The sequence below is a fragment of the Pseudescherichia sp. genome, assembly GCF_031998825.1.
In the GTDB taxonomy this organism is placed as follows: domain Bacteria; phylum Pseudomonadota; class Gammaproteobacteria; order Enterobacterales; family Enterobacteriaceae; genus Pseudescherichia.
Genome location: NZ_DAMACX010000018.1, coordinates 25,936 through 47,638 on the forward strand (window position 1 = coordinate 25,936; position 21,703 = coordinate 47,638).

Genomic DNA, 21,703 nt, shown 5'->3' on the forward strand with positions numbered 1-21,703 from the left:
ATGAAAACTGTACAATCGGCCGCGTTGACGCCACGCGGCGGGGCATCGCTGTCCCGCGAGAACATTCTGCTTATTTTATTGAAACTACGTACGTTTATTGCTCTTTTCCTTATTGTCGGCTTCTTCACCGTCATGGTGCCGGGGTTCCTGTCGGCTGGCAGTATGGTGATCATGATTAAGCATATCGCCATTAACGCCTTTCTGGCGCTGGGGATCACCTTTGTGATTATCACCGCCGGGATCGACCTCTCCATCGGTGCGACGCTGGGCCTGTGCGGGATGATTGCCGGGTGGATGATCACCAAAGGCATCGTGCTGCCGATGTTTGGCATCGCCATCTTCCCCAGCGTCTGGGTCATTGTGCCCGTGGTGCTGCTGATCGGTGCGCTAATAGGCGGGGTGAACGGCTGGATCATCACCCGCTATAACGTCGCGCCTTTTATCTGCACCCTCGGGACCATGTACGTCCTGCGCGGTGCGGCGATGCTCACCTCCGACGGCCAGACCTTCCCAGGGCTGTCCGGAAACCCGCTGCTGGGCAATACCGGCTTTGATGAGATTGGGGCCGGATCGCTGTTTGGCATTCCGTGGGCGATCTGGATGATGATCGTGCTGGCACTTATTATCGCCTACGTCGCCCGTCGCCTGCCCTTTGGCCGCCACGTCTACGCCATCGGCGATAACGAGCGCGCCGCTGAGCTCTCCGGCGTGAAGGTGAAACAGGTTAAGGTGCTGGTCTACATGCTCTCCGGCTTCTGTGCCGCCATCGCCGGGATCGTGGTCTCCGCCCAGCTGGTAGCCAGCCATCCGGCCAACGGTACTGCCTTTGAGATGAACGCCATCGCGGCGGTGGTGCTGGGTGGCACCTCGCTGGCGGGCGGGCGCGGCACCATTCTCGGCACGCTGATCGGTGCCTTCGTCATCGGTTTCCTGGCAGACGGGCTGGTGATGATGGGCGTCAGCGAGTTCTGGCAGATGGTGATTAAAGGCATCGTGATTATCGTGGCGGTGATCATCGACCAGATGCAAAACCGGATGCAGCAGAAAGCGGCGGTGGTGGCGCAGAAAGCGGTGATGGAGGGCAAGTAGCCCCTGCTCTTCTTCCCCGGGCGATGCGGCCCGGGGAGATTCGCCCTACTTTTTCATCAGGCTACGCGCCGTCGCAAAGTCGGTAATTAACACATCGATGTAGTTACCCTCCAGCGCACCGCGAATGGCGTTGCTTTTCTCTAAGCCGCCCGCCAGGGCGATAACGTGCTGGCAGGCGCGCATCTGCGCCAGCTCCATGCCGATCACCGGATCCTCCTCCTGGCTCAGCACCGGATTGCCGGCGGCGTCGTAGTAGTGCAGGCAGATATCGCCCACCGCACCGCGCTCCGCCAGCAGGGTCAACATCTCTTCGTTGTAGTAGTTACCCGAGTTTTTTAGCAGCTGGGACGGCTCCAGCTCGCCAATGCCGACAATGGCAACATCCACCTCGTCAAACTTTGCCACCGCCGCCGCCACGTCCGGGCTGTTGACCAGCCGGGCGCGCTCCTCCACCGAGTGCTCAATGCTCTGGGAGGGCAGCAGCCACGCCGGGCAGCCCAGGTGCGCCGCCAGCTGCTGGGTGAGGATGGTGGCCTGCACGTTGCCGTTGGGGCCGACGCCGCCCAGCAGCTGGATCACCCCTGCCGCGCGGATATTCTGCGGATGCATCTCGTCCACCATGCAGCGAATGGTGCTGCTCCAGGAGGAGATGCCCACCAGATCTTCCGGCCGAACGCGGGTTTCCACATAGTGCGCCGCCGCGCTGCCGATGGCATGTTTAAGCTGCCCGTTGCTGGCGTTCTCGCCAACGTCCACCACGATGGCCTGGCGAATGCCAAAGCGCTCTTCAATGGCCTTTTCCAGCTCGACAAAAATATTGGTTGGCTGAACCACGGTGATTTTAACCAGGCCCTCTTTCTGGCAGCGCGTCAGCGCCCGTGAGACAAATGATTGTGACAGGTGCAGCAGCGAGGCGATTTCAGACTGCTTTCTGTTTTCGCTGTAGTAGAGCGTGGCGATCTTCACCAGCAAGCGTTGTTCATCCTGCTTCGACATAACATTCCCCTTGATTTTATGTCCGTTATTTTTATGCATACCTGAATAGATAACAAGCACGCCCTGGTTTTTTGCTTGCTGAAGCAACTGTGATCGTTTTCTCCTTTCTCAGAAAATTGCCTGTACACGTCGTGACAAAGGGAAAAGTAAGGCATATCTTACATTCATGAATAATAAATCATAAATGAATATATATTCAAGAGAGATTACTGGAGAGAGAGCAATGTCCCGAATTCCGCAGAACCTGACCATGGGCGTCATTATCGGCAACCGTGGGTTTTTCCCCAGCTATCTGGTAGCCGAAGCACGCGAGCAGGCCACGGCGCTCTTTGCGCGGCTGGGTATCAACACCATTATGCTTGACGACACGCAGACCGAGCTGGGCGGAGTGGAAACCCGCCAGGATGCGAAAATCTGCGCCGAGCTATTTCGCGCCCACCGGGATGAGATCCACGGCGTGGTGGTGCTGCTGCCTAACTTTGGCGATGAAAAAGCGGTAGCCGAAACCCTGCGTCTCTCGGGCCTCAACGTCCCAGTGCTGATTCAGGCCGAAGAGGACAACCTCGATAAGATGGGGCTGGCAACCCGCCGGGACAGCTTCTGCGGCAAGATATCCCTCTGCAATAACATGCGTCAGTACGGCATCCCCTTTACCCTGACCACCCAGCACGTCTGCGCCCTCAGCGGCGAGGTATTTGAAAAGGATCTCCGTCGCTTCGAACAGATCTGCCGCGTGGTGAGCAGCATGCGCGGCGTGCGCGTCGGGGCCATCGGCGCGCGCCCGGCCGGGTTTAACACCGTGCGCTACAGCGAGAAGCTGCTTGAGCGGCTGGGGATCGCGGTTGAGACGCTGGATCTCTCCGAGGTCTTTACCCGCGTTAAGCAGCTGCGCGATGACGATATCCGCGTCGATGAGAAACGCCGCCTGCTGCTCGACAACGCTGATGCCAGTGGGATCCCGGCAGATAAAATTGTCACTATGGCGAAGCTGTTCGTAGTGATCAGCGAGTGGGTTATCGCCAACGACATCGACACCACCGCCATCCAGTGCTGGACCTCGTTGCAGGAGAACCTCGGCATTAACGTCTGCTCAATTATGAGCATCATGTCCGGACAGCTGATGCCCAGCGCCTGCGAGGTGGATGTGATGGGCGCGCTGTCGATGTACGCCCTCGCCAGCAGCAATATGAGCCCCGCGTCGATTGCCGACTGGAACAACAACTTTGGCGACGATCGCGACAAGTGCGTGCTGTTCCACTGCGGCAACTTCGCGGCGGCTAGCCTTGAAGATCCGCATATGGGCACCGCCGATATCATCGGCACCACCGTCGGGAAAGAGAACACCTGCGGGGCGGTGCATGGTCGCCTGAAGAGCGGCAACCTGACCTACTTCCGTCTGAGCACGGACGATCTCACCGGCGAGATCAAAGCCTACGTCGGCGAGGGCCAGTCGGTGGACGATCCGCTGGATACCGTCGGCTGCCGGGCGGTGATTCAGGTTCCGCACCTGGAGAATTTGCTGGCGTGGATCTGCCGCAACGGCTTTGAGCACCACGTGGCCATGAACCACTCCGCCTGCGCCGAGATTTTGCAGGAGGCCTTCACGCGCTACCTTGGCGTTAACACCTATCTGCACCGGTAGGGTTAAGGGTTATGCCGGGCGGCGGATGGGGAGATAGTGAATGCTCATCGCGCCGCCCTCCTCTCTCTGCACTTTTGCCTGCACTTTCCACCGCTTCTCGATCTCATTCGGGGTGAGCACCGCCTCTGGCGTCCCGACGCTGACCACTCTTCCCGTCTCGATCAGCACCAGCTGCTGGCAGTAGTTCGCCGCGAGGTTGAGATCGTGCAGGGCAATCACCACCGTCATTGGAAGCCGGGATATCAACCCCATCAGCTCCAGCTGGTGATGGATATCAAGGTGGTTGGTGGGTTCATCAAGCAGCAGAACGTCTGGCTGCTGGGCCAGCGCCCGGGCAATCTGACAGCGCTGGCGCTCCCCGCCGGAGAGCTGACGCCACAGCCGATGCCGCAGCCCGGCCAGCTGCATCAGGCTCATCGCCTCCTCTATGGCAGCACGATCGTCGGCACGCAGGGAGCCAAACGTCCGGCGGTGTGGCGTACGCCCAAGGCGAACAATCTGCTCTACGCTGAGATCTCCATCAGCCTCCGCATGCTGGGGGACGAAGGCCATCCGACGCGCCAGCGATGTCAGCGGAAGAGCGCTTAACGGATCGCCATTGAGGCGAATACGCGGTTTAAGCGCAGGATAGAGCCCCGCCAGGCAGCGGAGCAGCGTCGATTTACCCGAGCCGTTGGGTCCCAGCAGGCCGATAGTTTGCCCGCCCGCCAGCGTCAGGCTGACATTGTGAAGGATTTTTCGCGACTGGAGGGTGACCTCCAGCCGTTCAGCGCTGATGTTCACTGATTTTTCTCCCGGCTCCGATAGAGGAGCACAACAAAGGCGGGCGCGCCCACCAGGGCCGTGACTACCCCGATAGGCAGCACCTGATGGGTAATCAACGTCCGCGAGACAATATCGGCCACGATCATAAAGTGGCTGCCGATCAGAAAGGCTACGGGCACCGTGACGGCGTGGCCCGCGCCGGTAAGCATCCGCGTTATGTGGGGAATGACCAGACCGACAAAGCCGACCGCGCCGATGGCGCTGACGATGTTAGCGGTGATCAGCGCCGTGGTCAGCAGCAGTGCAATGCGTACAAAGGTCACTGGGATCCCGAGCGTGGTCGAGACCTCATCGCCAAAGGTGAAGGTGTCGAGCGCGCGCGCAAATCGCATTACGATCAGAAACCCCAGCAGCGTCACCCCCAGACTCAGCAGCGCGTCCGGCCAGCGCACGCCGCTTAAGCTCCCCAGCAGCCAGAACATTACGCTACGCGACTGCTCGGCGTTGGCCGAGGTGCTGACCACGTACGCGGTCAGGGCGTTAAATAGCTGGGTACCGGCAATCCCCGCCAGCAAGATACGCGGCGGGCTGTCGCTCATGCCCCGGGTGATCAGCACGATCAGGCCAAACGCCAGACAGGCCCCGACAAACGCACCACCGCTGACGCTCAGGGCGCTGCCGCCGATGCCCAGCAGCATCACCCCTACCGCTCCCAGCGAGGCGCCGGCGGAGATACCCAGCAGATAGGGTTCCGCCAGCGGGTTACGCAAAATGGCCTGCATCACCAGCCCACACAGCGCCAGCCCGCCGCCGCTGCATGCCGCCATCACCGCCCGGCTCATCCGGTACTGCCAGACAATCCCGGCCTCTACGGCAGGGAGTGGAAAGGCGGTTAATCCCAGCCCGTTGCCGATCGCCCTGGCGGTATCGCCAAAAGAGACCGGCATATCGCCAATGGTTGCTGCCAGCACCAGCATCAGCGGCAGCCCCGGCACGCAGGCCAGCATAAGACCGGCAGCGCGCCATCCCGGTAACGCATGGCTCATGGCTTAATGTGCTCCGCCAGCCTGTCGCCAATCAGCTCAACGGCATCCACGTTCCTCAGAGAAGGATTCAGAGACATGGCGGGCACCACGATAATGCGGTTGTTTTTCACGGCCGGGATTGCCCTGGTCACCGGATCGCTGCGCAGGAACTGCTCCTTCACCGCCACGTCGTCAGCCGGGTAGAGACGGCGTTCCATATCAGCAATAACGATGATATCAGGCTGAGCGCGGGCGATGGACTCCCAGGTCACCGCGGGCCACTCATCCTTCGACTCAACAACGTTGGTGAGGCCGAGGGTTTTGCTGATCCAGCCGGGCGCGCCATAGTTACCCGCCACCCAGGGATCGCCATTCAGACGGCTGCTGGAGAACCAGAACACCACCTTCAGCGGCTGCTGAGAATGGGAGCCTGCCTGGCGCTGCGCGTGGGCGATGCGCGCGGCCAGCGCCTGATTGAGCTTCTGACCGTGTTCAGGCACGCCGAAGATAGCCGCCAACTGACTCACCTCCTCTTCAATCGCCTGCAATGAGAAGGGAACGCTGCGCGCCCCGTCGGCGTTAGAGGTATCAGTCACGTTTTTACCGATGCAGTCGGCGGGTGAGATCCAGGTTTTGATCCCGAGGCTGGCAAACTGCTCCCGGGTGCCTACCTCTCCCTGCGGCCCAATGTGCCAGTGATACTGGGCGAGAACCAGATCCGGCCTCTGGGCTACCACCGCTTCAAACGACGGGGAGTTCTCCGCCAGTTTTTTTAGATCCTTGCCCTCTCCGGCGAGTGACTCCGGCAGTTTGCCAAACCACACCGAGGTGGCGCTGATTTTACTTCCCAGCCCGAGGGCCAGCAGCAGCTCGGTTTCGTGCTGCCCAACGGTAACCACCCTTTGCGGCGGCGCGGTAAAGGTTTGCTTCACGCCGCAGTTCTCCACCGTGACGGGAAAACCGGCGGCGGGCGCGGCGGTGGCAAAGCCGAGCAGCGCGACGAGCAGAAGCAGACGACTATTGCGCATCGCTGCTCTCCTCAAACCACGGGTCGATGGGATCCTCGTAGTACGTCCACTGCTGCGGCCCCTCGGCCATCTCCCGATCCGTCAGCAGGGCTGCATCCAGCTGCGCCCGCAGCCGCGCCTCGTCCATCTCCATTCCGATAAACACCAGCTCCTGACGGGCATCGCCGACCCCCTCAAGCCAGTTAGTCATAATAAACTGCAACGACTCCTCATCCTCCGGCCAGCGCTCCCGGGGAGTGCTGGCCCACCAGCTTCCCGCCAGCCCCTGACGCGCCACGCCGCCCGCGTGAGACCATGAGCCGGCAAACTCCGGTCGGCTGGCCAGCCAGAAATACCCTTTCGAGCGCACCACGCCCGTCAGTTCGTTCTCCAGCACCTGCGCAAAGCGGGCCGGGTGGAAAGGACGCCGGGCGCGGTAAGCAAAGCTGGTGATGCCATACTCCTCCGTCTCCGGGGTATGTTCTCCACGCAGCTCCTTAAGCCAGCCCGGCGACTGGGCGGCTTTAGCGAAATCGAACAGTCCGGTGTTCAACACTTCGCTCAGCGGCACCTTGCCGAATCGTGCAGTAACTATTTTCGCCCCTGGGTTAAGGGAGTGCAGAATAGCCAGCAGCCTGCGCTGCTGCTCGTCGCTAATCAGATCGATTTTGTTAATCACCAGCACATCGCAAAACTCCACCTGCTCGATCAGCAGATCCACCACGCTGCGGGTATCGTCTTCCCCTAACGATTCACCCCGCGAGTGAATGCTCTCTTCCGAGCCGTAGTCGTTAAGAAAGTTGAAGGCATCGATGACGGTCACCATGGTATCGAGGCGCGCCACGTCGGCGAGGCTTCGTCCCTCATCGTCGGCGAAGGTAAAGGTCTCCGCGACCGGGAGCGGCTCCGCGATACCAGTGGACTCGATCACCAGCTGGTCAAAACGCCCCTCCCGCGCCAGGCGGTTCACCTCAACCAGCAGATCCTCCCGCAGCGTGCAGCAGATGCAGCCGTTGCTCATCTCCACCAGCTTCTCGTCGGTACGCGACAGCTCGGCCCCGCCGTCCCTCACCAGCGCGGCGTCGATATTGACTTCTGACATATCGTTAACGATAACCGCCACGCGCCTGCTCTCCCGGTTATTCAAAATATGGTTAAGCAGCGTGGTTTTCCCTGCGCCTAAAAAACCGGACAGGACGGTAACCGGTAATCTTTTTACTTCGCCTGTTTTAGTGCTTGTATCTGCCATTACGCTCACCCTGTGTTATTTTTAGATATGTTATAACATAACAATAAAGGGACTCAAGCACGCATATTAAATTGACATCAATTGTATTTAGATCAATATTTATAGCATTGTAACGAGACGGTTAATCTGGCGTTTGTAAAGCCGGACGCTGATTGAAAAATAGTGAAGATATGAAGCAAGAAAAACCTCAGGCATGCGGAGCACCGGCGCAGAGCGAAGCGCCCGTTACAGTGGATCAGTTCCTCTGTTTCGCTCTCTATTCCGCTTCGCTGGCCATGACCAAGCTTTACCAGTCGCGGCTGAAACCTCTGGGGCTGACCTACCCGCAGTATCTGGTTCTGTTAGCCCTGTGGGAGAAGGACAACGTAACGGTCTCTGAGATTGGCGCGCGCGTGCAGCTCGACTCCGGCACCCTTAGCCAACTGCTGAAACGGCTTGAAGAGTCGGGATTGATTAGCAGGCGGCGTGATGTGGGCAAGGATGAGCGCAAGGTGCTGATCACGCTCACCGAGCAGGGTCAGGCGCTAAAGATCCGCGCTGCCGGCGTCCCGGCAGACATGATTTCAGTAATGGACACGCCGATTGAAGAGCTGTCGGACCTGACGGTCAGGGTAGCGAAACTACGGCATAAATTGATCAATGCGATTCCGTAAGGTAAATGTTTTGGAAAACGTACAGCTTGAAAACAGTGATGATATGCACGCGGTCGTTGGACAGATGGCGTTGCAGTTGCTGAAAACGGGTCAACCTCTACAGGCGCAAAACATGGTGGCATTCCTGCATCAGCAGGCGGATCAGACCGCTAATTGCCCGTACACTCTGGCGATAAGCGCAATCGCCGACAGAGTACGCTGATCTCTGTGGCGAATAGTGCGAACAGGCGTCGTGCTCTGGCTATCAGTGGATCATTTTACTGCCGGAAGGGTATTCGTTACCTGGCTGAAAGCTGCCGTACTCCGAGGGTTGAGCCATAAGGCTGCTTTGTACTTCAATAATGGCGCTGGTGCATGCCTGCTTTCGAAACGCCATTTTTTCTGAGACCGCCATAAGCTGAAGTTTTTCTATCAAACTGTATGGCGTAATGGGATCGCCTTCGCTCAAAAGAGCAAGAATGGCTTCTCCCAGCACAATATCGGTCAATCTTTTATCATCAAATCTAGTCATATCTGTGCCAGTTACTTCTTTTGCCGGATATTCAAACGGTACGACGCTAAACAATTTAGCCCGTAATGTACAGGGTTTTCATCTGTAACATACTGATTTCAGACTTTAATTCCCAGTATCGATCGTGCGGTTCAAGCTATGGCGATACCGGGAGAGATCTCTTCGGGCTAAAAGGTACCTCCGAGATTGTAGCCTGCCTTCACGTTTCTGCCATAATCCGCAGCATAATTCGCTGGTGAGACCGCGGGTTAAACCAGACGAATCCCGGCATCGACAAAAAAGAGCGCGCCCGTACAGCCGCGTGCGTCGTCAGAGGCGACAAACAGCGCCATCGCGGCCACATCCCGGCCCTCCAGAGTAATATCAAGCGACTGCATGGCTGGCAAAGAACTGATGATCGAGATTCACCCCAAGGCTGGCATAACGGGTATAACGGTGCTCGGTCATCGCGTCTCCTCTCTTCCCGCTGTCAGCAGCGCCTGCATGACAGCGCCGTCCAGGGTATCCTGCTCCACGCCAAGCAGATGAGCAATGGTTGCGCCGGGATCTGCCATCCGGTACGGGCCATGACGCTGGCGATCGTGATAGTAACCGTTGCGAATTCCCGCCCCGAAGGCAAGCAGTATACCGTAATTAGAGGTATGCCCCGTCTCTGCCGTCGGCTTTTGCGGGCCGTGATTGGCCCCCGGTGCGACCACGGGACAGATATCCTCGCCGTCGAGGCTGGTTCCCCAGACAAAGCCGGTATCGTAGGTGAAAAGCACATCGCCAGCATGCTCTCCCCAGTAGCCGATCCCCACTGCATCCTCTTTGCGCACCGCCCACGCCACGGCGTAGCGCCTCTGCCCGTGGTGCTCAATATGCCAGCTGCGCAGCAAGTGCAGAAGCTGGTCCTGAACTGCACCATACGCCGCCGGGGCAACACTATCGCCGTTGATAAAGATCTCCAGCCCGCCGCGCTCATCCTTTAGATAGACCTGGCTTTGGCTGCGTACCGGTAGGCCGTTTGCGTCCAGCGTCACCAGCCCCTGTTTCGCCAGGTAGCGGTTTATGTCGCACATAAAGTGGTTAGGCACCGCTCCGTGATCGGAGGCCAGCAGCAGCGTGGTCTCGTCATCCATGCCGTCGATGATGTTGCCGATCGAGCGATCGAGCACCTTATAGCACTCGCGAATAACGGCTTCATAGCGCGGAGCCTGCTGCGGATCGTAAAACGGCGAGGCCGGATCGTACTGCCCAAGACAGAGATGGTGCGACTCATCGATCAGGTGATGCACCGCCGCCCAGAGGGTATAGCCGTGCTGATGCGTTAAACGGATAGCGCTCTCCGCCAGCCACAGCGACTGGCGTTCGGCATCCTCCAGAGTAGAAGCCAGATGCGCCTCATCCGGCGAGGCCTTCACCGCCCACTGGCTGTGGAACGGTCCCAGCTCGTCAATAAGCTGCCGCGCCAGCGCTTCGTCTGAGGCAAGGCGTTGGGGGTAGCTCACTTCACTCTGGATGATCTCAATCGCCCGCGTATGCGGTGCAAACCGCGCCAGCCAGAAGCGGACTGCACCGCCTTCGGCTATGTCCCCCAGCGGCAACCAGCTGCTCCACGCTCCCGGCGTTAAGGTGACCTGCGTACCGTCCACGCCCAGCGTGCGGGTCTGCACATCCAGGGCGAGCGTCACCTCTGCGCCGTGCGCTGAACGGATCGCCAGGCGGTAACGCCGCCCCTCTTCATCGCCAATCAGCGGCTGCCACAGCCCCTTGTCATGATAGGCCAGCGGCGAGGAGGGCGGCCAGCCCAGCGTTTGCTGGCGGGCTTTGCCGGAGGCATCAAAGCGGGCGGCGTCGGTAGTAAATATCGCCGGGGCGGCAAAGGTGTGCGGATTCGGCTCCGGGGCGGACCAGTAGGGAGAGAGTGTAAAATGGGGCGTCGGCGCGGCCACGCTCTCCGGGAAGTGGACCAGCGCGGCGCGTAGCCCCTGCGCTGCCATCTTGTGCAGCAGCGGCTGCGTGCGTGAATAGTCAGCCGGTAGCGCCTGGCCGCGCCACGAGGTGCCGGGGCTTTGCCCGCTAATAAACGCCGCCCAGTTCACATCGCCCCAGGCAGAGATGTAGGGCAGCAGCTCGGTGGCCGCGCCCTGCTCCAGCATCCGGCTGATATGCGGCAGCTCGCCCTCGGCGGTAAACTTCTGGATCAGCGGCATCATCAATCCATCGACGCCAAACACAATCACTTTCTTACTCATGCCCCTCTCCCGGTTAATTCAGCCGCACGCCGCTGTCGGCATCAAACAGATGCGCATGACGGGCATCCGGCAGAACGTTGAGCGTCTCACCCGGCTGGGCCGCCACGCGCTGATGAAACAGCGTAGTGACCTTTTGCTGACCAATGTTGAGCATGATCTGCGTCTCTGACCCGGTTGGCTCCACCACGTTGACCTGCGCCTTAATCGACGGCCCGGTGGCGAGGGTAAAGTGCTGGGGGCGCACGCCGTACAGCACCCGCTGCCCAACGCTCAGGCCCGGCGTCTGCGTTACCGGCAGCGCTACGCCATCATCGGTAAGCACCACGCCCGACTGCTCTACGCGTCCGGTGAAGAGGTTCATTGAGGGCGAGCCGATAAAGCTGGCGACAAAGGCGTTCGCCGGTCGATCGTACAGCTCCAGCGGGGTGCCCACCTGCTCAATGTGTCCGTCGCGCAGCACGACAATGCGATCCGCCATGGTCATGGCCTCGATCTGATCGTGGGTTACGTAGATCATGGTGGTATTAAGCCGCTGATGCAGGGCTTTGATCTCGGTGCGCAGCTCCACGCGCAGCTTGGCGTCGAGGTTGGAGAGCGGCTCGTCAAAGAGAAATACCCTCGGGTGGCGGAGGATTGCCCTGCCCATCGCCACACGCTGGCGCTGCCCGCCGGAGAGCTGAGCCGGCTTGCGCCCCAGCAGCGGCGTCAGACCTAGCGTCTCGGCGGCCTGGCGCACCTGTTTAGCGATCCCATCTTTCGCTACGCTCTGCATCTTCAGCGAAAAGCCGAGGTTCTCCGCCACCGTCATGTGCGGGTAGAGGGCGTAGTTCTGGAAGACCATCGCCATGTTGCGCGCCTGGGGCGAGAGGTCGTTGATCGTCTCCCCGTCCAGGATCAGCTCGCCGCCGTCGATGCTCTCCAGCCCGGCGATCATCCGCAGCAGCGTGGACTTGCCGCAGCCGGAGGGGCCCACCAGAGCGATAAACTCACCGTGGTGAATAGCCAGATCGAGACCGGGGATGATGGTCTGCCCGTTAAAAGTTTTTACGATATTCTGTAGCGTCAGGGTTGCCATAGTTAATCCTTCACTCCTCCGGCGGTTAAGCCATGAACCAGATAGCGGCGCACCAGCAGCGTAAAGGCCACGACCGGCAGCATCACCAGCGTGCCGCTGGCGGCAATTTTGCTCCACTCCCACCCTTCGTATTGCAGGAAATTCACAATGGCGACCGGGGCGGTAACGGCGTTAGTCCGGGTTAAGATCAGCGCGTAGAAAAAGTCATTCCACGAGAAGATGAAACAGAGAATGGCGGTGGCTGCGAGAGCGGGCTTCACCAGCGGCAGCGAGACCAGCCAGAAGCTGCGCCACAGCGGGCAGCCGTCCATCCAGGCCGCCTCCTCCAGCGCCACCGGCACGGCGGAGAAAAAGGTTTGCATCAGCCAAATCACAATCGCCAGGTTAAAGGTGAGATAGACGATAGCCAGACCAATAATAGTGTCCTGCAATCCCAGCCAGCGCCAGGCCAGGAAGAACGGAATGGTAAAGGCGATGGGCGGTGCCATGCGCGTCACCAGGATCCAGAGCGCCACGTAGCGGCGGGCGCGAAAACGCCAGCGGGTCAGCACCCAGGCCGCCGGCACGCCCAGCAGCAGAGAGAAAAAAGTAGAGAGCAGGCTCACCATCAGACTGTTGCCAAACGGCTCGAGAAAGTTTCCGGCAATCAGCGCCCGATAGGCGTCCAGCGTCGGCGTAAACAGCAGGGTTAGCTCGAACGCATCCAGCGCCGGGCGCAGGGACATAATCACCATCCACAGGAAAGGCGCGAGGATGATCGTCATCAGCAGCAGGGCCAGCAGCGTGCGCTTCCCCTTCAGCCGCCACGTTTTACGCCGGACGGCGCTTCTCACCTGCGGGCGGCCCACCTCACTCTGTTGTATTGTCATCGTTCCACCCCGCCCGGCCAATCAGCCAGCTTAAGATAAATACGCCCACCAGGATCACCACCGCGATGGCGCTGCCGTAGCCCCACCAGGAGAAGTTAAACGCCTGGATAAAGCCGTAGTAGTTGGTCACCTCCGTTACCGAGCCAGGCCCGCCGTCGGTGAGGATGTAGATCAGCGGAAAGGCCTTGAAGCTGTCGATAAGACGAAACAGAATGCAGACCGCCAGCACTGGCTTCAGGTGTGGAAAAACCACGTAGCGGAAAATGTTGAACGGTGATGCACCGTCGAGGCTGGCCGCCTCCCGTGGCTCATTGGGCACCATCTGTAACGCCGCCAGCACCATCAGCATGGTGAAGGGGAACCACTGCCAGACGTCGGCCACCATAATTGCCCATAGCGCGGTGTCAGGGTTGGCGATCAGCGAATCCAGCGGCAGGTTAAACCTGTCCAGCACCTGGTGCAGCGGACTGATATCCGGGGTGTAGATAATCTTCCAGATCAGCGCCACGATAATCGGCGGCAGCACCATCGGGATCAGCAGCAGCGTGCGTACGCCGTTCAGCCAGCGCGAGGTGCCGTTCAGCAGCAGCGCCAGCAGCAGGCCAATCAACACCTGAAAAAAGACGCTGACCACTGAGAGTTTAAGCTGGGTCATCAGCGAGTTGAGAAAACGATCGTCATGCAGCAGCTGCTGATAGTTAACCAGCGGATTGCTGAAGGTGAAGGTCGCCTCTGGATTGGTCAGGCTGAACGGCGTCAGGCTGACGATCAGCAGCGCCGCCGCCGGTATCAGCGTCAGCAGGGTCAGGACCACCAGCGAAGGGGCCAGCCCCAACATCCAGGCATAACGCTGGCGCTGACGCCAGCCGAGTGATTGTCCCATCGCCGTCCTCATGAGAGTTTCGCGCCCGCGCGTTTCAGGTCGGCAAGCGTCCCGGCCTGCGCCTGGGCCATCGCCTCTTTGGCTGACAGCTGGCCCGAGGCGATCAGCGCGATAGCTTTATTGAGCTGCTGATCGACCTGCGGATAGAACTCCACGGTGCGATACTTCATGTAGCCCCCCTTGCCCGCCTGGTCGATGGCGTCGATGGAGAGCTGGGCCAGGTCGACGCCGTTAATGACCTGCCTGCTGCGGAACGCCTGTGAGTCGATATCGCTGCGGCGGGTAGGCGAACCGTAGCCTGCCTCCAGCGCCCGGGCGGTCATCTGCTTCGACAGTGACCACTGGATAAAGGCCCACGCCGCCTCTTTGTTTTTCGAACCGGCCGGAATACCCAGCGCATGGGTCGCCATGCCGGGGAAGGCCCCTTTCGGCCCGCTGACCATCGAACCAAAATGAGCCGTTTTTAGGGTGCGTGAGGTCTGGGCATTGCCCAACTGGGCGAGGTAGGTCTGGCTGGCGTCGGAGACGTTGACCCGCCCCTGCTTTAACGCCTGCAGAGACTGGTCGGCGGTATAGGTGATCCCACCGTTAGGGCCGAAGTCGCGGATCAGGCGGGCAAAGTAGTCCGCCGCCTCGACGGCTTCCGGCGTATCGAGGGTTGGGAAGAGATCGTCCGGCGGGGTACGGAAAACGTTACCGCCAAAGGCCTGTAGATAGGGGATAAAGGTCCAGCCGTAGTGGTTGTCGGTGACGTAGCCCGCTACGCGATCCTTTTTGTTCACCGCCTGCAATACCTTCACCAGCTCGTCGGTGGTTTTAGGAAACCCCAGCCCGGCCTGCTGGATCAGGTCGTAGCGCGAGGCTCCCGCCAGCATGGCTTCAACCACATAGGGGATCCCGTAGAGCTTGCCGTCGCGCCCGGTCTCCGCCGCCAGCGTGGCGGGCAGGAAGTCCTGAAGCCCCCAATTTTGCGGGGTCAGGTTTGGGTTGGCGATAAACTCATCCAGCGGCGTCAGCCAGCCAGCGTTGATCCAGCGGCTGGTGTAGATAAAGGTCACGTTCACCACGTCATAGGCCGAGCCGCGGGTTGACAGCTCAAGGTCGGCGCGCTGGTTATAAACCGGAAACGCCGGGGTATCCAGCTGCACCCGCGCCCCGGTCAAGGCTTCAAACTCCGGCAGCCACTTGCGGATCAGCTGCGGCCACGCGGTGCTGAAGGTAGAGACGTTAAGGGTCACGCCCTCATATTTACGTGCGACGCTGGCGCCGCGGGCGATGGCGGGCATCATGCTGTAGACGCCGAACGCCGCCATGGCTTTTAACAGATCACGACGCTGCATAGTTCACATCCGTATGCTGGTTTGCAGAGAGGGGTTCATTGCCTGCGGGCTGCGGGCGAGTAACGGTGCGGCTGCGGCTGCCGTCGATCCCCACCGCCGGTTCGCCCTCAACCGTGACCCGGCGCACCACGCGAGACTGGTCACCGTAGTCGTTAACGGCATAGTGCTGGGTGCTGCGGTTGTCCCAGATGACGACGTCATCCTGCTGCCACTGCCAGCGCACGGTATTCTCCAGGCGGATGACGCGATTTTGCAGCAGCTCGAAAATCTGCGCCGACTCGCGGCTGCTTAGCCCCACCAGCTTTTTGACGAAGTGGCCAAGCAGCAGCGCACGCTCGCCGCTTACCGGGTGGACATGCACCAGCGGATGCTCCGCCTCCCACACCGAAGAGACAAAGACGTTGTTGTGGTGATTGAGACGATGCTCTTCGGTGACGATGCGCTCCGCGCCGTAGTCATAGTTATTGCTATGGATGGCGCGCAGGGAATTTGCCAGCTGCTTCAGCGACTCCGGCAGCTGCTCGTAGGCGCGGGCGGTATTGGCCCAGACGGTGTCGCCGCCGTACTCGGGAATGGTCACACCGCGCAGAATAGATATTTTCGGGAAGGCGTCAACGAAGGTGACGTCCGTATGCCAGGAGTCAGCCCGGCCGCCGCCTTTGGAGGCATCCAGCTCAAACAGGCGAGTGCCCTGCGGGGCGGGTACGGTCGGGTGCGCCACAATGTTGCCAAAGCGGGCACCGAATGCCTGGTGACTCTCATCGGTTAAATGCGACTGCTTACGGAAGAACAGCACCTTATATTTCACCAGCGCGTTTTCTATCTGGCGAAAAACGGCATCGTCCAGTTCAGCTGAGAGGGAAATATTACGCACCTCCGCACCAATATTTCCGGCGACGGGATGAATATCTAATAACTCGACATCTTGATTAGCAATGCGGCTGTCTAAGGTCATGGCTGTTTTCCTTCAGTATTGTCGGGAAAACAACTTTATTAATAAACTAATGCAGGCAAAAATATCTTTTGGTCATAATATAGTAATTCGCTTTGCATAAGCTAAGTTAAAAAACGCAAGAGCGGATAATTCCGCTCTTATGCATTATTGACTTAGCGCCACAAACTCCTGCCAGCTTACCTCATCGATCCAGATCCCCTCCTCTATCCGGCGGGCATAGGCGCGAAGCTCCGGCTCACCCGGGATCTGCACGTCGCGGCCATCCTGCCCGGTACGTACCCAGTCGACCTGCGCCAGCAGCGCCTGCTTGTAGTTCTCTCCCGCGCCCAGCCGCTCGGGGTCGAAAAGAATCGACAGCATGTTATTGATGATGCCCGCCCGGGGAGGGATGTTATGGCTCTCGGTCTCGCCGCCGGTTAGCGCCGCGCCGAGCAGGCTGCATATCAGCGACAGCCCGGCCCCCTTATGACCGCCAAAGGGCAGCAGCGCGCCGCGCGGTTCGGTCATCAACGCCGCCGGATCGGTGGTCGGCTGGCCGTTGGCATCGACGATACACCCCTCCGGTACTTGGCGACCCTCGTTCCAGGCCACGCGGGCTTTGTTCCCGGCAATGGCGCTGGTAGCGAAGTCGAGCACCACCGGCGGACGGCCCTGCAACGGTACGCCGACACAGAAGGGGTTAGTGCCCAGTCTGGCCTGCAGGCCGTCGAACGGCAGCACCGCCGAGAGGGCGGCCACGTTGGCAAAGTGGATCGAGACCAGCCCGGCGTCGGCAACCTGCTCTGCCCAGGCACCAATGCGCCCCAGATGGTGAGAGTTCGAAAGGCCGACCATCGCCACGCCAAACTCCCGCGCCCGGGCAATGCCCGCCGCCATTGCCTGCTCGCCCAGCAGTTGACCAAAGCCATGCCCGCCGTCAAAGGAGATAACCGGCCCGGCATCGCGGACCGGTGCTAAATGGGCGTTGGGATTGAGATCCCCCGCGACGATAGCGCGAATATAGCGCGGCAGCAGCGTGACGCCGTGGGAGTCATGCCCCTTTAACGAGGCTTCAACAAGATTATCCGCTACCTTTTGCGCGATATCCGGCGCGGTATTAACCGACACAAGATGCTGCTTTAATAGCGTGCGAAGCTGCTGATGTGAAAACAGAGGCATAGATGTTCCCGCAATATTATCCCTGATACGCCAGGGGATATTTAAAAGAGTTTTGATTATAACGGGATCGTTTCCGCTGCCTTATCTCATTTCCGGGAATCTATTTCTGGTTAAATCATTTCCTTTAGCGCCGCCCCTCTGACCATGATTGTTCACTATTAATGAATACTTTTTCTGGGGTTTGGCATGAATAAACGGAATAGCTTAGTGGCCTGGACGCTGGCGCTTTCAACGCTGGGTGGAATAAGCCAGTCGGCGTTTGCCGAGGGGAATATCAGCATTGCCCAGCAGTTTGGTATCGGCTATTTAATTCTGGACGTGGTGCGTGACCAGCAGCTGATTGAAAAGGAGGGCAAAAAAGAGGGGCTGGATATTAACGTCGAGTGGCGCACCATCTCCGGCGCAACCGGGATGAACGAGGCGTTGCTCTCAGGCGCGCTGGACGTCGCCTCGGCGGGCCTGCCGCCGCTGCTGACCCTCTGGGATCGCACCAAAGGCCGACAGAACGTCAAGGCCATCGCCTCGCTGGGATCGATGCCCAACTACCTGCTCAGCAACAATCCGGCGGTGAAGAGCGTTAAGGATCTGACCGATAAAGACCGCATTGCAGTTCCGGCGGCTGGGGTCGGTTTCCAGTCGCGTACTTTGCAGATCGAAACCGCCAAACTGTATGGCAACGACGATTTCAAGCGCTTCGATAAAATCAGCGTTAGCCTGCCGCATCCGGACGCCAGCGCGGCCCTGATTGCCGGTGGATCAGAGATCACCACCCACTTCTCCAGCCCGCCGTTCCAGTACCAGGCCCTGGAGCACAGCAACGTGCACAAAATTCTCAGCTCCTACGATGTGCTGGGCGGACAGGCGACATTTAACGTTCTCTACACCACGCAGAAGTTCCACGATGAGAACCCAAAAACCTATAAAGCGTTCTACCGGGCGCTGAGCGAGGCGGCAAACATTATCAACGCCGATAAAAACGCCGCGGCCGAGACCTACATTCGCGTAGAGAAGTCGCGCCTGCCGCTGCCGCTGGTGCAGAAGATCGTCAACGATCCGGAAATCAGCTTTACCGTCTCCCCCGAGCGCACCGGCGTCTACGCCGAGAAGCTCTTTGAGCTTGGCGTCCTGAAGAACAAGGCCAGCTCGTGGCAGGATTACTTTTTTAACGAAGCGTGGGAAAACCGAGGCAGCTAAGCCGCAACACAGGAGGCCCAGATGGCAACTCAGCACAGCGATGGACCACTATTGCAGGTCAGCAACGTCGATATTGAATACCGGACCCGCGAGCGGCAGGTGCGTGCCACCCACGACGTCAGCTTTGATGTCTGGCCGGGGGACCGCTTTATTCTGCTGGGGCCGTCGGGCTGCGGCAAATCGAGCCTGCTGAAGGCTGCCGGCGGCTTTCTCTCCCCCCGCAGTGGAGAGATTTCGCTGGCGGGATCGGTAATTAAGGGGCCAGGGCCGGAGCGGATGATGGTGTTCCAGGAGTTCGATCAGCTGCCGCCGTGGAAAACGGTGCTGGAGAACGTGATGTTCCCTCTGCTGGCGAGCCGCAAGGCCAGCCGCGCCGAGGCCAAAGATCGGGCGCTGCATTTCCTCAACAAGGTGGGGCTGGCGGAGTTTGCCGACGTGATGCCACATATGCTCTCCGGGGGGATGAAGCAGCGGGTAGCGATTGCCCGGGCGCTGGCGATGAAGCCGCGTATCCTGCTGATGGATGAGCCGTTCGCCGCGCTGGATGCCCTCACCCGCCGCACGATGCAGGAGGAGCTGCTGGCCCTGTGGGAGGAGGAGCGCTTTACCCTGCTGTTTGTCACCCACTCCATTGAGGAGGCGCTGGTGGTGGGCAGCCGGATCCTGGTGCTCTCCCCGCATCCTGGTCGCGTGCGGGCCGAGCTGAACTGCCACCAGTTTTCCCTGAACGACTTTGGCAGCGAGGCGTTCCAGCACGCCGCCAGCCATATTCACGATCTGCTCTTCCCGGCTAACGGGAATGTCCCCGCTCACTCAACCGGCAAGGAGCCTGCCTATGTCGCAGCCACCGTACATCCGTCCTGAATTTGAGCGCGAGCTGCCGCCGCTGCGCAATCTGCCGGTAGAGACGCCGCTCCCTGTTGGCCAGCGCCTGTGGAACCAGGCCTGGCTGCGCAAATCTCTGATCGTGCTGCTGGTGCTGGCGCTGTGGGAGATTGCCGCCCGCATTCAGCAAAACGATCTGATGCTGCCCGGCGTGCTGCAAACCCTGCGCGTCTTTAGCGAGGATATGCACAACGGCGAGCTGCCGGGAAAGATTGCCAACTCGCTCAGCATCCTGCTGAAGGGCTACCTGATCGGCAGCGTGCTGGCGCTGGTAGCCAGTGCCCTGGCGGTCACTACCCAGTTTGGCCGGGACCTGCTCAGCACCCTGACCTCTATGCTTAACCCGCTCCCGGCTATCGCCCTGCTGCCGCTGGCGCTGCTCTGGTTCGGGCTGGGCAACGCCAGCCTGATCTTCGTTATCGTGCACTCGGTTACCTGGCCCATCGCCCTCAACACCTGGTCGGGGTTCAGCAGCGTGCCGGAGACCCTGCGCATGGCGGGACGCAACTACGGCCTTAGCGGGCCGCGCTACGTCGCCACCATCCTGATCCCGGCCTCGCTGCCTGCCATCCTCTCCGGTCTGAAGATCGGCTGGGCCTTCGCCTGGCGCACCCTGATCGCCGCCGAGCTGGTGTTTGGTGCCTCCAGCGGCGAGGGCGGGCTGGGCTGGTATATCTTCCAGAACCGCAACGAACTGTTTACCGATCGGGTCTTTGCCGGGCTGCTGACGGTGATCGCCATCGGTCTGCTGGTAGAGGGGGTAGTCTTCGCCACCCTGGAGAAGGTCACCGTTAAGCGCTGGGGAATGCAGCGCTAGTCTGCGATTACTCCATCAGCTATCAATCCATCAACAATCAGCTGCGGTCTGCCCTGCGTGCAGCGCTCCACCCGAGCGCGCACGCCGTAGACCGTTGCCAGGTTAGCCGGGGTAATCGCCCTCTCCGGCGCGCCGCTGGCCACCAGCTCACCCGCCTTTAGCATCAGCACCTGCTCACCGTGGCGCAGCGCAATGTTGAGATCGTGCACCACAATCACCGTCACCATATTGCGCCGCCGCGTCTCCCGGGCAACCACCTCCATGACCTGAAACTGATGGTTGAGATCCAGCGCGCTCAGCGGCTCGTCGAGCAGCAGCAGCGACGGCTGGCGGATCAGCGACTGAGCGAGGCCCACCAGCTGCCGCTGGCCGCCGGAGAGCTGGTCCAGATAGCTCAGCGCCAGGTGGGCAATGCCCAGCTCCGCCAACAGCGCCAGCGCCCTGGCCTCTTCGTCCTGCCCCTCCCCACCGCCCGAGGCGCGCCGGGCAGCCAGCACCGACTCCAGCACGTGCAGATGCACCCCCTGCGGCAGCGACTGAGGCAAGAGCACTACCCTCTGCGCCCGACGGGCAAAGGGCAGCGCCAGCAGCGGCTCGCCGTCGAGGTACGCCTGGCCGCCAGCCCGATTCAGCCCGGCAAGGGCGCGCAGCAGGGTCGATTTACCGCAGCCGTTCGGTCCGGTCAGGATGGTCATCTGCCCGCGCGGCAGCAGCGGCGCGGTGAGGTCGGCAATCACCTGCCGCTTGCCATAGCTCACGTTCAGGCGGTCAATCTTCAGGCCATCGGTCATAGCGTCCCCCGGTGGCGCAGAATAATGCTTAAAAAGAAGGGCACCCCCACCAGAGAGGTGACAATGCCAGGGGGGATCACCACGCCGGGGAAAATATTCTTCGAGGCGATGGAGGCCAGGGAGAGGATCAGCCCGCCCAGCAGGGCGCTGCCCGGCAGGTAGAAGCGGTGATCCTCGCCAAACAGCATGCGGGCGATGTGCGGCGCGACCAGGCCGATAAAGCCGATCGGCCCGACAAAGGCCACCGACAGCGCCGACAGCAGGCTGATGCGCAGCAGCGAGGCCAGCCGCAGGCGGCGGACGTCGATGCCGAAGCTGGCTGCCCGCTCCTCGCCCAGGCGCAGGGCGGTCAACTGCCAGCTGCTGCGCAGTGACAGGGGCAAAACCAGCGCAAAGGCCAGCCCCAGAATGGCCAGCGTCGGCCAGGAGGCCCGCGACAGGCTGCCCATCGTCCAGAAGATCAGCCCCTGCAACGTCTCTTCGGTGGCGACAAACTGCATCATCGACACCAGGGCATTAAAGGTGAAGACCAGCGCGATGCCGAACAGCACCACCCCGGCGT

The 21,703-nt window shown here is 60.4% G+C and carries 23 protein-coding genes; 7 read left to right on the top strand and 16 right to left on the bottom strand.

All coding sequences use genetic code 11. The features are described from left to right. Positions 1-1,089, top strand: coding sequence for an ABC transporter permease (locus tag RTP97_RS10345; RefSeq protein WP_312413282.1), 1,089 nt, complete (start codon positions 1-3; stop codon positions 1,087-1,089). 45 nt (positions 1,090-1,134) lie between these two features. Here RTP97_RS10345 and RTP97_RS10350 read toward each other — a convergent pair whose 3' ends face one another. Then, positions 1,135-2,085, bottom strand: a complete 951-nt coding sequence (locus RTP97_RS10350; protein ID WP_312229139.1) for a sugar-binding transcriptional regulator — start codon at positions 2,083-2,085, stop codon at positions 1,135-1,137. 223 nt (positions 2,086-2,308) lie between these two features. Between RTP97_RS10350 and RTP97_RS10355 the strand changes: the two genes are divergently transcribed. Next, entirely contained in the window at positions 2,309-3,727 is a 1,419-nt protein-coding gene (locus RTP97_RS10355; RefSeq protein ID WP_312413285.1) for an L-fucose/L-arabinose isomerase family protein, read from the top strand. Positions 3,728-3,736: 9 nt separating this feature from the next. On the opposite strand, the gene RTP97_RS10360 is transcribed toward RTP97_RS10355, so the two are convergent. The 4 genes from RTP97_RS10360 to zigA are packed head-to-tail and all read right to left on the bottom strand — an operon-like array spanning position 3,737 to position 7,773. Continuing rightward, positions 3,737-4,510: an ABC transporter ATP-binding protein gene (locus tag RTP97_RS10360; RefSeq protein WP_312413288.1), complete on the bottom strand. Its 774-nt coding sequence runs from the start codon at positions 4,508-4,510 to the stop codon at positions 3,737-3,739. Beyond that, positions 4,507-5,538, bottom strand: a complete 1,032-nt coding sequence (locus tag RTP97_RS10365) for an iron chelate uptake ABC transporter family permease subunit (RefSeq protein WP_312413290.1) — start codon at positions 5,536-5,538, stop codon at positions 4,507-4,509. Before RTP97_RS10365 ends, RTP97_RS10360 begins: the two co-directional genes overlap by 4 nt. Then, positions 5,535-6,545, bottom strand: coding sequence for an ABC transporter substrate-binding protein (locus RTP97_RS10370; protein WP_312413293.1), 1,011 nt, complete (start codon positions 6,543-6,545; stop codon positions 5,535-5,537). The genes RTP97_RS10365 and RTP97_RS10370 overlap by 4 nt, the downstream gene beginning before the upstream one ends. Continuing rightward, positions 6,535-7,773 carry a zinc metallochaperone GTPase ZigA gene (gene zigA / locus RTP97_RS10375; protein ID WP_312413295.1) on the bottom strand — a complete coding sequence of 413 codons (1,239 nt, stop codon included), beginning with the start codon at positions 7,771-7,773 and terminating at the stop codon, positions 6,535-6,537. The genes RTP97_RS10370 and zigA overlap by 11 nt, the downstream gene beginning before the upstream one ends. A gap of 170 nt (positions 7,774-7,943) precedes the next feature. On the opposite strand from zigA, the gene RTP97_RS10380 reads away from it, so the two are divergent. After that, positions 7,944-8,426 carry a MarR family transcriptional regulator gene (locus RTP97_RS10380; RefSeq protein ID WP_312413395.1) on the top strand — a complete coding sequence of 161 codons (483 nt, stop codon included), beginning with the start codon at positions 7,944-7,946 and terminating at the stop codon, positions 8,424-8,426. 10 nt (positions 8,427-8,436) lie between these two features. Beyond that, positions 8,437-8,628: a hypothetical protein gene (locus tag RTP97_RS10385; protein WP_312413296.1), complete on the top strand. Its 192-nt coding sequence runs from the start codon at positions 8,437-8,439 to the stop codon at positions 8,626-8,628. Between the two features lie 42 nt (positions 8,629-8,670). Here RTP97_RS10385 and RTP97_RS10390 read toward each other — a convergent pair whose 3' ends face one another. From RTP97_RS10390 to RTP97_RS10430, 9 genes are all read right to left on the bottom strand, one after another. Beyond that, positions 8,671-8,937, bottom strand: coding sequence for a hypothetical protein (locus RTP97_RS10390; RefSeq protein WP_312413298.1), 267 nt, complete (start codon positions 8,935-8,937; stop codon positions 8,671-8,673). A 248-nt stretch (positions 8,938-9,185) separates the two neighbouring features. Further along, complete coding sequence (locus tag RTP97_RS10395; protein ID WP_312413301.1) at positions 9,186-9,314, bottom strand: SDR family oxidoreductase; 129 nt, start codon at positions 9,312-9,314, stop codon at positions 9,186-9,188. A gap of 66 nt (positions 9,315-9,380) precedes the next feature. Next, positions 9,381-11,174 carry an alkaline phosphatase family protein gene (locus RTP97_RS10400; RefSeq protein WP_312413303.1) on the bottom strand — a complete coding sequence of 598 codons (1,794 nt, stop codon included), beginning with the start codon at positions 11,172-11,174 and terminating at the stop codon, positions 9,381-9,383. 13 nt (positions 11,175-11,187) lie between these two features. Further along, positions 11,188-12,249: a sn-glycerol-3-phosphate ABC transporter ATP-binding protein UgpC gene (locus tag RTP97_RS10405; RefSeq protein WP_312413305.1), complete on the bottom strand. Its 1,062-nt coding sequence runs from the start codon at positions 12,247-12,249 to the stop codon at positions 11,188-11,190. A gap of 2 nt (positions 12,250-12,251) precedes the next feature. Continuing rightward, entirely contained in the window at positions 12,252-13,118 is an 867-nt protein-coding gene (locus tag RTP97_RS10410; protein ID WP_312413307.1) for a carbohydrate ABC transporter permease, read from the bottom strand. After that, entirely contained in the window at positions 13,099-14,001 is a 903-nt protein-coding gene (locus RTP97_RS10415) for a sugar ABC transporter permease (RefSeq protein WP_312413309.1), read from the bottom strand. The genes RTP97_RS10410 and RTP97_RS10415 overlap by 20 nt, the downstream gene beginning before the upstream one ends. A gap of 8 nt (positions 14,002-14,009) precedes the next feature. Beyond that, positions 14,010-15,341 (bottom strand): extracellular solute-binding protein, encoded by a 1,332-nt coding sequence (locus RTP97_RS10420; RefSeq protein ID WP_312413311.1) that lies wholly within the window; start codon positions 15,339-15,341, stop codon positions 14,010-14,012. After that, complete coding sequence (locus RTP97_RS10425) at positions 15,328-16,296, bottom strand: TauD/TfdA family dioxygenase (RefSeq protein WP_312413313.1); 969 nt, start codon at positions 16,294-16,296, stop codon at positions 15,328-15,330. The genes RTP97_RS10420 and RTP97_RS10425 overlap by 14 nt, the downstream gene beginning before the upstream one ends. A 144-nt stretch (positions 16,297-16,440) precedes the next feature. Further along, positions 16,441-17,454, bottom strand: a complete 1,014-nt coding sequence (locus RTP97_RS10430; RefSeq protein ID WP_312413315.1) for a malate/lactate/ureidoglycolate dehydrogenase — start codon at positions 17,452-17,454, stop codon at positions 16,441-16,443. Positions 17,455-17,640: 186 nt separating this feature from the next. Here RTP97_RS10430 and RTP97_RS10435 point away from each other — a divergent pair, with 186 nt between their 5' ends. Genes RTP97_RS10435 through RTP97_RS10445 form a run of 3 tightly spaced genes read left to right on the top strand, consistent with a single transcriptional unit; the run spans position 17,641 to position 20,350 of the window. Then, positions 17,641-18,648, top strand: coding sequence for an ABC transporter substrate-binding protein (locus tag RTP97_RS10435; protein ID WP_312413316.1), 1,008 nt, complete (start codon positions 17,641-17,643; stop codon positions 18,646-18,648). Positions 18,649-18,669: 21 nt separating this feature from the next. Next, complete coding sequence (locus RTP97_RS10440; protein WP_312413318.1) at positions 18,670-19,512, top strand: ABC transporter ATP-binding protein; 843 nt, start codon at positions 18,670-18,672, stop codon at positions 19,510-19,512. Then, positions 19,484-20,350, top strand: coding sequence for an ABC transporter permease (locus RTP97_RS10445; RefSeq protein WP_312229124.1), 867 nt, complete (start codon positions 19,484-19,486; stop codon positions 20,348-20,350). Before RTP97_RS10440 ends, RTP97_RS10445 begins: the two co-directional genes overlap by 29 nt. Here RTP97_RS10445 and RTP97_RS10450 read toward each other — a convergent pair. Together RTP97_RS10450 and RTP97_RS10455 are read right to left on the bottom strand one after the other, a co-directional pair. Beyond that, positions 20,347-21,141, bottom strand: a complete 795-nt coding sequence (locus RTP97_RS10450) for an ABC transporter ATP-binding protein (protein WP_312413320.1) — start codon at positions 21,139-21,141, stop codon at positions 20,347-20,349. The genes RTP97_RS10445 and RTP97_RS10450 overlap by 4 nt on opposite strands. Next, positions 21,138-21,703 (bottom strand): iron ABC transporter permease (locus tag RTP97_RS10455; RefSeq protein WP_312413323.1); only part of this gene is annotated, 566 nt, incomplete at its 5' end. The genes RTP97_RS10455 and RTP97_RS10450, both read right to left, overlap by 4 nt.

Coding starts and splice junctions, on each gene's coding strand:
- RTP97_RS10345 (WP_312413282.1), top strand. CDS start 1: ATGAAAACTGTACAATCGGCCGCGTTGACGCCACGCGGCGGGGCATCG.
- RTP97_RS10350 (WP_312229139.1), bottom strand. CDS start 2,085: ATGTCGAAGCAGGATGAACAACGCTTGCTGGTGAAGATCGCCACGCTC.
- RTP97_RS10355 (WP_312413285.1), top strand. CDS start 2,309: ATGTCCCGAATTCCGCAGAACCTGACCATGGGCGTCATTATCGGCAAC.
- RTP97_RS10365 (WP_312413290.1), bottom strand. CDS start 5,538: ATGAGCCATGCGTTACCGGGATGGCGCGCTGCCGGTCTTATGCTGGCC.
- RTP97_RS10370 (WP_312413293.1), bottom strand. CDS start 6,545: ATGCGCAATAGTCGTCTGCTTCTGCTCGTCGCGCTGCTCGGCTTTGCC.
- zigA (WP_312413295.1), bottom strand. CDS start 7,773: ATGGCAGATACAAGCACTAAAACAGGCGAAGTAAAAAGATTACCGGTT.
- RTP97_RS10380 (WP_312413395.1), top strand. CDS start 7,944: ATGAAGCAAGAAAAACCTCAGGCATGCGGAGCACCGGCGCAGAGCGAA.
- RTP97_RS10390 (WP_312413298.1), bottom strand. CDS start 8,937: ATGACTAGATTTGATGATAAAAGATTGACCGATATTGTGCTGGGAGAA.
- RTP97_RS10395 (WP_312413301.1), bottom strand. CDS start 9,314: ATGCAGTCGCTTGATATTACTCTGGAGGGCCGGGATGTGGCCGCGATG.
- RTP97_RS10400 (WP_312413303.1), bottom strand. CDS start 11,174: ATGAGTAAGAAAGTGATTGTGTTTGGCGTCGATGGATTGATGATGCCG.
- RTP97_RS10405 (WP_312413305.1), bottom strand. CDS start 12,249: ATGGCAACCCTGACGCTACAGAATATCGTAAAAACTTTTAACGGGCAG.
- RTP97_RS10410 (WP_312413307.1), bottom strand. CDS start 13,118: ATGACAATACAACAGAGTGAGGTGGGCCGCCCGCAGGTGAGAAGCGCC.
- RTP97_RS10415 (WP_312413309.1), bottom strand. CDS start 14,001: ATGGGACAATCACTCGGCTGGCGTCAGCGCCAGCGTTATGCCTGGATG.
- RTP97_RS10420 (WP_312413311.1), bottom strand. CDS start 15,341: ATGCAGCGTCGTGATCTGTTAAAAGCCATGGCGGCGTTCGGCGTCTAC.
- RTP97_RS10425 (WP_312413313.1), bottom strand. CDS start 16,296: ATGACCTTAGACAGCCGCATTGCTAATCAAGATGTCGAGTTATTAGAT.
- RTP97_RS10430 (WP_312413315.1), bottom strand. CDS start 17,454: ATGCCTCTGTTTTCACATCAGCAGCTTCGCACGCTATTAAAGCAGCAT.
- RTP97_RS10435 (WP_312413316.1), top strand. CDS start 17,641: ATGAATAAACGGAATAGCTTAGTGGCCTGGACGCTGGCGCTTTCAACG.
- RTP97_RS10440 (WP_312413318.1), top strand. CDS start 18,670: ATGGCAACTCAGCACAGCGATGGACCACTATTGCAGGTCAGCAACGTC.
- RTP97_RS10445 (WP_312229124.1), top strand. CDS start 19,484: ATGTCGCAGCCACCGTACATCCGTCCTGAATTTGAGCGCGAGCTGCCG.
- RTP97_RS10450 (WP_312413320.1), bottom strand. CDS start 21,141: ATGACCGATGGCCTGAAGATTGACCGCCTGAACGTGAGCTATGGCAAG.